This window comes from Brevundimonas sediminis, assembly GCF_048799765.1.
Taxonomy (GTDB): domain Bacteria; phylum Pseudomonadota; class Alphaproteobacteria; order Caulobacterales; family Caulobacteraceae; genus Brevundimonas.
This window is the reverse complement of record NZ_JBLYQK010000055.1, coordinates 1-9433: the sequence shown is the minus strand read 5'-3', so window position 1 is coordinate 9433 and position 9433 is coordinate 1. Positions and strand designations below refer to the sequence as shown.

Here is a 9433-nt window from a genome sequence, read left to right as displayed (position 1 = left end):
AGCAAAAACTTTATATAAATGGTGTTGAGGTTTTTTTAACAAAAAAAGAGATTTTATTTTTAGAACTTTTTTCTCAAGATTTACATCATGTTGCAAGTTATGATGAAATTGTAAATTATGTTTGGGAAGGTGAAGAAACAAACCTTACAAATATAAGAGCCATGATAAAAAGATTAAGAAAAAAACTTCCAATTGATAGTATTGTAATCGTAAAAGGAATAGGTTATGAGATTAATAGCTTTATATCTTTTGTGATTGGCACGTTTATTGTTATTGAGTTTTATTCAATAACTGGAAATGCATATACGATAAGAACTGGAAAAGAGTTAGAGGATAAAGACTTTTTATCTTTTGCTCTTTTAACCATGAGGGATAAAGTTGAAGAAACATTAAAAAAGAAGTTTAAGGATAAAGAATGAACTACGGATATGTAGATAAAAAATGCTTGCACAAGCAAGCGGAATTAATATGTAATGTGTTAGGCAATGGTAAAAATAATACAGCAAATAAATACAAATGTAGAAAATCAAACTCACAAAACAGAACTCTTGTCTTTAAAGCTAGACAGCATGGATAAAGATTTAAAAGATTTTAAAAAAGACCTAAGAGAAGATATAGATAGAGTAGATAAAAAAGCAGAAGACGCTATGCATGTGGCTGAAAAAGTAAAAGAAAAAATATTAATTTGGTCTGGTGGTATTGCGGCAGTAATGGCTGTGGGATGTATAATATGGATTGTTTACTCTCAGATGAAACAAGACAACGATAAACTGGAAGAAAGATTAAGAAAATATGAAATAAATCAAGGGATAAACTATGGAAGACAACAAGGTTCTAAATAAAATATATGATTTAATAATGAAGCCTTTTAGACTAAATCTACCAAAAATGAAAAACTTTCAAAATAACTCAAAAAACTAATAAAACTTTAAGATAATTTCATATATCATTTGTATATTAAAAACAAAGGATGAATATGAAAAAAGAAAAACTAAAACCAATACATGTAGAATCAGAAGTACATAAACAAATAAAAATCCAAGCTTCAATTAAAGGTATGAAAATAAAAGACTATCTAAAATATCTTGCAGAAAAGGATAAGTAGTGAATATAGCAACACTTTTTTCAGGGGTGGGAACACCAGAACTTGCACTAAAAGCATTAGGTGTAGAGCATAAAACAATTTTTGCTTGTGAAATAGATAAGTATGCAAGAAAAACATATCTAGAAAACAACCAAGAACCAAATACTTTTTATGAAGATGTAACAAAACTAGATGCAAATAAATATCTAAACCAAATAGATATTTTAATAGGTGGTTTTCCTTGTCAAGCATTTTCAATAGCTGGCAAGCAGCTAGGTTTTGAAGATACAAGAGGTACATTATTTTTCGACTGTGCAAGAATAGTAAAAGAATGTAAACCTAAGGTATTTGTTTTTGAAAATGTAAAAGGCTTAATATCTCACGACAAACCAAAACAAGCACTATACTTAAACGGAACAATATATAAAAAAGGTTATCCGTCTCACTTTAATAAAGAATATGATGGACACAAAAAAGGGATAGGAAAAACACTATATACAATAGAAGCAGTTTTGATTGAACTAGGCTACCCAAAAATATATTGGGATGTGGTAAATACAAAAGACTATGGTATACCTCAAAATAGAGAAAGAATTTACATAGTAGGTTTCAAAGATGAGGTAGGATTTGAATTTGCCCCAAAACAAGAACTAAAATTAAGACTAAAAGATATGCTTGAAGATTATGTTGATGAAAAATATTTATTAAACCAAACAAATATTAATTTGATGAACACTATCTGTGGGAAAGATACAAGATGGAGGAAAATGAAAAATCCTATTGACGGATGTGCGGGAGCTATATGTGCAACACATTCAAAAGGGCTGCCAAGAGGTGTAATAATAAATAACAAAGAAATTCAAGAAAAAATTTACAAAGAAGGCACTATTAAATTAGAACAAGTTGCAACTCTAAACATAAAAGGTAATGATTCAATAAAAAGAATATACAGTGGTGATGGATTGTGTCCATCACTAACTACAATGCAAGGTGGACATAGAGAACCAAAGGTTGCTATTGCAAGTGGAGTAATAGAGATAGAAAATGATGAGGTAAGAGTAAAAGAAGCAATAAAACTAGGATATAAAGTAGCAGAAGAAGGAGATAGTATAAACATATCTGTACCATCTTCTAAAACAAGAAGAGGAAGAGTAGGTAGACAAGTAGCTCAAACTCTTGATACAGCTTGTAATCAAGTAGTGTTTAAAATAGTAGATGATACACAAGGTTTTGATGGTGTAAGAGAATGTGAGGAATATTCACCAACTATTAGAGCTGGAAGAAGTGGTTTAAAGTGGAGTCAAAACAACTATATCTTTAGAAAGTTAACTCCAAGAGAATGCTTCAGATTACAAGGTTTTGATGATAGCTTTATCTTTCCACAAAAAATGTCAGATACACAACTATACAAACAAGCAGGCAACGGAATGAGTAGAAACGTACTAGAAATGATTTTTACTAAAATATTAACATCATACACAAAATACATAAAGGATAAAAAATGAAAAAATTTGACCTAGAAAGACTAAAAGGGAAAAAAGTAGTAGTAAATTGTAAAACAGAAGAACAAGCTCAAGCTTTTATTAATTGGGTTGCTAGTTTAGGTAAAGAAAAACCTTATAATAATCGTTGGCTTGAACACCAAGAAGATACTTGTTGTTATTTAAATAGTGATTTAACTTGTCAATATTTGCCTAAGGAATGGTTTAGAAAATATAGATATGAAATAATATCTTTTAAAGAAGCACTATTAAAAGAAGATAAGAAGCAAAATAAAAAAGACAAAAAAATAAGCAAATTAAATAAAGAAAATAAAGAGATAAAAGAAAAATTAACTAATGCAAATCAGGCGGTAAAAGTATTAGTAAATACAGGTGAAAAACTAAACAAATATATAGAAACATTAGAAAAGCAACTAGAGCAACTAGAGCAACAAGACAAAGCAATAGCAAGAAAAGATGAGCAGTTTTTATGGCTCACCAAAAGCTTATCAAGATGAGATTATAAATAATAATTAAACAAGAGATAGGATAAAAAATGAAATTAAACACAGATAAGCTACACACGAGAGTAATTAAAATAATAGAAGAGTTAGAGCAACACATGAAACATATTGACCGTTCAACTGTATCGTACAAGTTTATAAGCATCTATCACAAGAAGTTAAATAAAGCATTGAAGGAGTGTGAATATTCAAAAGAAAAGAAGTAGGGTAAGACAATGAGTGCTGAGGTAGACAAATACGAACAAGAACAAAATGAAGCACTATCTAAGTTAAAAAAGTGTAAAAATAGAGTAAAAGACAGCTGTATGCCTTGTAAAGATTTTTTTCAGTGTGAAACAAGAGCAGAATACGTAAAGAAAACCTATCAGTCTATGAATAAAGGTAGCACTGGTGGGTTTGAATTTTAAAGGAAAATAAGTGGAAAACAAATATGTAAGTATAGATATAGAAACAACAAGCGATAATCCAGAAACAGGAGAAATATTAAGTTTTGGGGCAGTAATAGAGGACCTAAAAACAAAAAAGCCAATAGAAAAATTATCTAAGTTTCATGTTTATTTAAAATCAAACAGTCACATAAAGGGAAATCATTACGCATTAGCAATGAATGCACCTATCTTAGATGCAATAAGCGGAAGAGTAAAAAGTGATATTGAAATTATAAAACATGATGAATTAGAATTTAGATTTTATGATTTTTTGATAAAAAATGGATTTCAAGAAAAAAATTTTAAAATTATAATAACAGTAGCAGGAAAAAACTTTGCAGGATTTGATGCACAGTTTATTAAAAAATTAAATTGGAATAGTGTAATTTTTAGATCAAGGGTAATTGATGTAGGTTCGCTAATGTGGGATAAAAAAAGTTTGCCACTTCCAGCACTTGCAGAATGCAAAAAAATAGCAAAAATAAAAAGTTAACTATCACATGATGCTCTAGATGATGCAATAGATGTAATAAAATGTATAAGATATGCACAAGGAATATGAAATGAAAAATGAAATACTAGACTATTTAGCAGAAGCTGAAGGCTTAACGGTACACAAAAACAAAGGAGAAGAAGATATAACTTCTCCATATGGAATATATAAACATATTCATCCCGATGCAAAAGTATTTGAATATATAGATAGTTTGCTTTTAGAATTAAATATACAAAAAAATACAAAAAAATTAGAAAAAAAAGAATTAGAAAAATTAAATAATAAAATTAAAACTACAAAATTTATACAAGACAATATAAGAGATTTGGCATGGAACTTTTATGAAGACTATTTTTCAAATCTATATTTATCTCTTTTCCCAAAAGAAGCAGTGATATCTTTTTTGTCTATGTACACTACTTCATCAAAAGCAGGCATAATGTCAACACAAAAAGCAATCAATGATGTGATATCAAATGGCTTTATATCTTCGGAAGGATTAAAAAGCAAATACTTGTCAGAAGATGGAATATTTGGAAATGAATCAAGAAAAGGTCTAGCAAAAATAAATCAACTTTACAAAGATGGAGGTATATTTGTTGGATATTGGTTTGAGGAAAAAATGATAAAACATATGATACTTTACTATGATGAACTAGCAATTGAAAAGCCAGAAAAATTTAAGAAATTTTACAAAGGTTGGAGAAATAGAATGGAAAAACTTTCAGATACTGCATAAAGCATAAGCCCCTATATGGTAAAATAAAACCAAAAAGGGGCTAAAATAGAAAATGAAGAAAAATATGCAGCAGGACAAATGGTTGGAGAATTTCTAATTTGTGATATTAGAGATTCACTAAACTATAAAATTGAAATTGACACTCTATCAGTTAAATAATCTATTTAGAAAAAACTTGTTTTTATGCAGTTCAATTTCCCATTGTTATTCTTACACAAAGAATCAAATTAAACAAATGCCAATAGTGCAATAAAGGATTATTATGAACAACAATGAAGATATTTCAACTCTACCTTTGTATAAAGCAAATAAAAAGAAACCTTTTTCAAATGAAATACTAGAAGAAAAAACAGATATTCAAATATCGGTAGAATCAGCATCAAGTGGAGTGTCAGTAGACGGAAGTTTTCATATAATAGTAGTTGATAACAAAGAGCTATAATTCAACAGCTCTTTGAATCTTTTCTATTTATAGAATAAAACATATCCACAATCTTTTTTGCATCTACTATATCTTGCTCTTTTTTCCATAACCACTTTTTATTCTCCAATAAAGCTATTTTTGTAAGCTTGTTATCAGGAGAAGGATTTTTTATAATTAATCTCAAAGCAAAAGGTATTGCCATAACAGAAGTATTTTTATCTTTAGTTATAAAAATAAAATCATCCCAAGCATTTTTTACTAACTTATTTAAGTTATATTTTTTCCTCGCATAACTTCTAACTTTCAAATTTAAAAAATAATAAAGTTGATTTAAATTGTCATTCATAGGATTGCCATCTTCTTTATACATAGCTAAAAAAGCCCTAGCAATAATAAACCCCTCAACAGATTGTGCTTTCATAAATATTTCCTTGTAATTTTAAGTTCATCTTCAAAAAACCTTATTTTTTTATTTACATCTCTAAGTTCGCTGAAACAACCATCTTTAATAAAAATACTTTTAGCATAATAAAGAGATCTTAATTTATCTTGTAAATATTCTATATCGTCTAAAACATCATATATAGCATAATCACCATATCCACCAAAAAATAATCTCTCGTAATCAAAATAATTATCAATAATGTTTAAATCTAACTTTCTTATGCCAGCAAAAGAACCGTCATGTAAATTTCCACCAAATAAATAATCACTCATTACATCATCCTTTCACTACAAAACTAGGCTCTTGATATTGGCTAACAAACTTTTTAACTCTTTCAATATCAATAGCTGCAACAATATTATTGTATTTTTCTTGCAACAAATTAAGTTTATACTCAATATCATTTATTTTTTCAGAAGCCAGTCTTAGTTCAGTGTTCTTACTTGCAATAGTTTTATTAAAATGACTAGTAATATCAGCAACTTTTTTCTCTTCAAGCTTAAGCAACTCATCTTTAACATTGAGAAGCTTTAATAATAAATCATTTTGTTCTTTTAGTGTATTTTTCATAATCATCCTTTAAAAATATAATTAATATCTAAATCAAACTCAACACATACAGGAAGAATCTTTCCATATGGAATAACATCGACACCCATACTTTTTTCTCTATGCCTATATGTGTTAATAGTATTCTTTTGTTTGTACTGAAAAAAATCTATCCAATCACTTTGTTTTGCAAGCAACCTATCAGTAACAGCAGCTTTCAATAGCTCTTCACTAAACCTTTTTAAAATATCATCTAGTTTATACATTTGCATCCTTTTTATTTAACTTTACTTCCACTAAAAATATATAGTCATTGCCTTGATATGTTCTATTTAATCCGCATTCTTGCATTTGCTGATTGTACAAATCTTTAAACAAACCATGACCTATTTCTTCATAGGATTCTCTATTAAAATAGCCTATCCAGTCAAGACCAAGTCCTTTTAATATATCTTCATTTATATCCGCACCATCAAAATATCCAACTTTTGATATTTCACTTGGTCTAACAATTCTAATATCTAAGCAGTCAATACTGTATCTTGATTGTTCTTTTGTCATTTGCGAAGCAGGTTGCCAATCGCAAAGTTGGATTTTATTTTTAGTATCATCTGCCTTATATTTTATTTTATTATCACAATCTTTTCTGCTGTCTGAAAACTCTTCCTTAACCCATACATCTTTGTCGCCTTTTTGAAACTCAAATTCATGGGCTATAAAATCTTTTATATAGATTCTATAATTCTTTTCAATAATACCATTTATATAATTATTTTTAATGCTTAATGAATACTCATCTCCTTCATTGTCTTTTTGTATAACTGGAAACATTAACATAGTAGCACCATTTTCTAGCGCCTTGATTTGACTTGTTGTTAATTCTATTGATTTGCTCATTTTCATCCTTTTAATTGATATATTGAAAGTATATACTATATATACTGAAAGTATTCTTAAAGCAAGGACTTCTAATTCTAACTTCAATTCTAAAAACAAAACAATTCATAACAACTCCTTTAAATTAAATTCTTTGCTTGCATATATAGTATTATTCAATAATAAAGTCTATGCTAAAATTTTTTTTATACATTTCAAGAAAATACTTTACATCTAGTACTGCATTTTTTTCTTCACCTCTAGTTCCATCCAAATCATATCTCATGAAAATAAGATAATCTTCGTCATGCTCATGCTCTATATCATCAGGATAAGGAATCAAACAAAACTTATTCATTAAACTTAAAGAGTCAATATGATTTTGCAATTCAGTAGTATCTTTATAATCACTGTTTTTACAATGTTCCAATTCTGATTTTAAAATCATTTTTACAGTACCAATATCTCCTATCTTTAAGTGACCAAATATCTCGTTAATAATCTTTACATCTTCGTCATCATCTTCATATACTTTATTAATAAAGTCTAAACCTTTTTTCATATCCTCTGTTTTCATAATATTTCCTTTTTAAATTTTTTTCTTTTCTGCTATAAATCAAAAAACAATTCCAGGTGGATCTAAACATGGAGCAAACCTAAAAACCTCTAATAACAAAACAACACTCTCATATAAAAAATCACCCCTTGTTCTTATATAACTTAACCTACTAAATACACAACAAAAAGAAAAAAGTTTTAGTCCTCTTTTTTTGCTAAAATAGAAAAAATTATTAATAAAAAAATCTATCGACTTTTCTACCATATCCCTTAATACACCGTATGAGTAATACATAATCCTATATATCTTTTTGCTAAACCTATCAGTACTTTTAGAAACAAACCTAACCTTCTTGCCAAGTTGCTTTCTCATCCTCTTTTTCTGAACTTCTAAATTCCATATTTCATCATCTGATAAATCTTTTGCATAATCTTTAATCACATAGTTATATACTGCAATATCTTTTTCTGGTATTGTAAGATAGCATCTATTTTTGTTTAGATTAAATTTAGTAATTGTTTTTGATAGGATTTGTTCTGCTGAGGTTGATGAGGTGCTTGATGTTGCCGACACAGATGTCGGTGACTTAATCCATAACTGCAAATGAATATGAGGATTACTAAACTTTTTACCCAGCTCTATATTCATAAAATATTTAACATTATCACTATTATTCAATAACTTAGCTATATATGCTCTAATTCTGATTAACTCTCTTAGTTTAGCATATCTACCATTTTTAATAGTTTTACCTCTCACGGTGCTAGGAACAGTAAAAGAAAGCATATATTTATTCCATGAAGAATATTTATTAGCCATAGTGTAGTATTCATGTCTTATAGAACTATGTCTTTTTCTATAATTAGCTATTTTTTCAGCTTTAGTAAGTAAAAATTTGCTTTTATTAGAAAAATTAGTTATAATAAACTCCTACACATTAATAATCATCCTTAAAAGAGCCAGCTTTATCCCTGGCTCTTTTTTTATTCTCAAATAAATCTAAAAAATAATAAATTTATCAAAAAATAAAAACTCCCAAAAATTCGTACTTTAGTTAGCTTTTATCCCGTATAAGAATAAAAGCCATTTTCAATAAAATAATTTTTTATTTCCGTATTCCATTTGTTAATATCTCTTGTAATTTTTTTACTAGGGATATTTTTTTCGGTTTCTATTTGAAAAGATATATCATCTATTTTAGAAACAAATCTTTCATCTTTAAAAATAGAAACAATTTTCTTTTCTATGCTAGGTAATAATCTTTTTAATTTTTTAGCAATAAAGCCATTTGTTTTACCAAGAAGTCTTAATCTAATAATCTCTTCAGTTTCCCATTCTTTAAAAGGACCTTTGTTTTTAGCAGTTTTAGCAACATTTTTTCTATATTTTTCTTTATATTTATTTTTTTTATTAAAATTATAAACATATTTTTTCCTGCAAGAAAGCTTACCGCATAAAACAGCATGGGGTATACTAGACCAAGTTTTTTCCTTACATATAGCACAAAAAAATTCCCTGTCTTCTTTTAGTCTAGTTATGTTTTTATGTGCTCTTTTACATTCTGCATCACCACAAGAAACTTGTCTTTTATGGAAAGGAAAAAATAAAGTTTTACAGTAAGGGCATCTTTTTCTTCTTTTTTTAGGTTTATTTTTTAATCTCCAAAGTCTTTGCTGTTCCTTTTTGCAAGAGTCGCTTTTACATATTTTTTGATCGCTTCTTTTTGGTTTAAAATCATCGCCACAAATAGAACATATATACATAATAAAAATCCTTATTTTAAAATCCTCATACAGAGCCTAAATAATATAGGCTCTTAATCAAGATT

Annotated in this window: 16 protein-coding genes; 8 read left to right on the top strand and 8 right to left on the bottom strand. The window is 27.8% G+C overall.

Annotated features, from left to right (window positions below):
• The 8 genes from ACLQ7T_RS15875 to ACLQ7T_RS15840 all read left to right on the top strand — a co-directional run.
• A partial coding sequence (locus tag ACLQ7T_RS15875; protein WP_420480257.1) for a helix-turn-helix domain-containing protein occupies nucleotides 1-419 on the top strand: 419 nt, incomplete at its 5' end.
• Nucleotides 420-485: 66 nt separating this feature from the next.
• Entirely contained in the window at nucleotides 486-842 is a 357-nt protein-coding gene (locus tag ACLQ7T_RS15870; RefSeq protein WP_420480256.1) for a hypothetical protein, read from the top strand.
• A 128-nt stretch (nucleotides 843-970) separates the two neighbouring features.
• Nucleotides 971-1105, top strand: a complete 135-nt coding sequence (locus tag ACLQ7T_RS15865; protein WP_420480255.1) for a hypothetical protein — start codon at nucleotides 971-973, stop codon at nucleotides 1103-1105.
• A complete protein-coding gene (gene dcm, locus ACLQ7T_RS15860; RefSeq protein ID WP_420480254.1) occupies nucleotides 1105-2589 on the top strand; it encodes a DNA (cytosine-5-)-methyltransferase in 1485 nt (494 codons plus the stop codon). Before ACLQ7T_RS15865 ends, dcm begins: the two co-directional genes overlap by 1 nt.
• Nucleotides 2586-3083, top strand: a complete 498-nt coding sequence (locus ACLQ7T_RS15855) for a hypothetical protein (protein ID WP_420480253.1) — start codon at nucleotides 2586-2588, stop codon at nucleotides 3081-3083. The genes dcm and ACLQ7T_RS15855 overlap by 4 nt, the downstream gene beginning before the upstream one ends.
• Nucleotides 3084-3506: 423 nt before the next feature.
• Nucleotides 3507-4010, top strand: coding sequence for a 3'-5' exonuclease family protein (locus tag ACLQ7T_RS15850; RefSeq protein WP_420480252.1), 504 nt, complete (start codon nucleotides 3507-3509; stop codon nucleotides 4008-4010).
• A 52-nt stretch (nucleotides 4011-4062) separates the two neighbouring features.
• The gene (locus tag ACLQ7T_RS15845) at nucleotides 4063-4752 is read left to right on the top strand and encodes a lysozyme family protein (RefSeq protein ID WP_420480251.1); all 690 of its coding nucleotides are present in this window, start codon (nucleotides 4063-4065) and stop codon (nucleotides 4750-4752) included.
• A 262-nt stretch (nucleotides 4753-5014) separates the two neighbouring features.
• Nucleotides 5015-5194 carry a hypothetical protein gene (locus ACLQ7T_RS15840; RefSeq protein WP_420472477.1) on the top strand — a complete coding sequence of 60 codons (180 nt, stop codon included), beginning with the start codon at nucleotides 5015-5017 and terminating at the stop codon, nucleotides 5192-5194.
• Nucleotide 5195: 1 nt separating this feature from the next.
• Here ACLQ7T_RS15840 and ACLQ7T_RS15835 read toward each other — a convergent pair whose 3' ends face one another.
• The 8 genes from ACLQ7T_RS15835 to ACLQ7T_RS15800 form a co-directional block, all read right to left on the bottom strand.
• The gene (locus ACLQ7T_RS15835; RefSeq protein WP_420472478.1) at nucleotides 5196-5597 is read right to left on the bottom strand and encodes a hypothetical protein; all 402 of its coding nucleotides are present in this window, start codon (nucleotides 5595-5597) and stop codon (nucleotides 5196-5198) included.
• Nucleotides 5594-5893 (bottom strand): hypothetical protein, encoded by a 300-nt coding sequence (locus ACLQ7T_RS15830; RefSeq protein ID WP_420472479.1) that lies wholly within the window; start codon nucleotides 5891-5893, stop codon nucleotides 5594-5596. Before ACLQ7T_RS15830 ends, ACLQ7T_RS15835 begins: the two co-directional genes overlap by 4 nt.
• Before the next feature lie 4 nt (nucleotides 5894-5897).
• On the bottom strand, nucleotides 5898-6191 hold the full coding sequence (locus tag ACLQ7T_RS15825; protein ID WP_420472480.1) for a hypothetical protein: 294 nt from the start codon (nucleotides 6189-6191) through the stop codon (nucleotides 5898-5900).
• A 2-nt stretch (nucleotides 6192-6193) separates the two neighbouring features.
• Nucleotides 6194-6442 (bottom strand): hypothetical protein, encoded by a 249-nt coding sequence (locus tag ACLQ7T_RS15820; RefSeq protein WP_420480250.1) that lies wholly within the window; start codon nucleotides 6440-6442, stop codon nucleotides 6194-6196.
• Nucleotides 6429-7067, bottom strand: a complete 639-nt coding sequence (locus ACLQ7T_RS15815; protein ID WP_420480249.1) for a hypothetical protein — start codon at nucleotides 7065-7067, stop codon at nucleotides 6429-6431. The genes ACLQ7T_RS15820 and ACLQ7T_RS15815 overlap by 14 nt, the downstream gene beginning before the upstream one ends.
• A 151-nt stretch (nucleotides 7068-7218) precedes the next feature.
• Nucleotides 7219-7623, bottom strand: coding sequence for a hypothetical protein (locus tag ACLQ7T_RS15810; RefSeq protein WP_420472484.1), 405 nt, complete (start codon nucleotides 7621-7623; stop codon nucleotides 7219-7221).
• 39 nt (nucleotides 7624-7662) lie between these two features.
• The gene (locus ACLQ7T_RS15805; RefSeq protein ID WP_420472485.1) at nucleotides 7663-8424 is read right to left on the bottom strand and encodes a hypothetical protein; all 762 of its coding nucleotides are present in this window, start codon (nucleotides 8422-8424) and stop codon (nucleotides 7663-7665) included.
• A 242-nt stretch (nucleotides 8425-8666) separates the two neighbouring features.
• Nucleotides 8667-9368, bottom strand: a complete 702-nt coding sequence (locus ACLQ7T_RS15800; protein ID WP_420472486.1) for a hypothetical protein — start codon at nucleotides 9366-9368, stop codon at nucleotides 8667-8669.
• Between the last annotated feature and the right edge of the window lie 65 nt (nucleotides 9369-9433).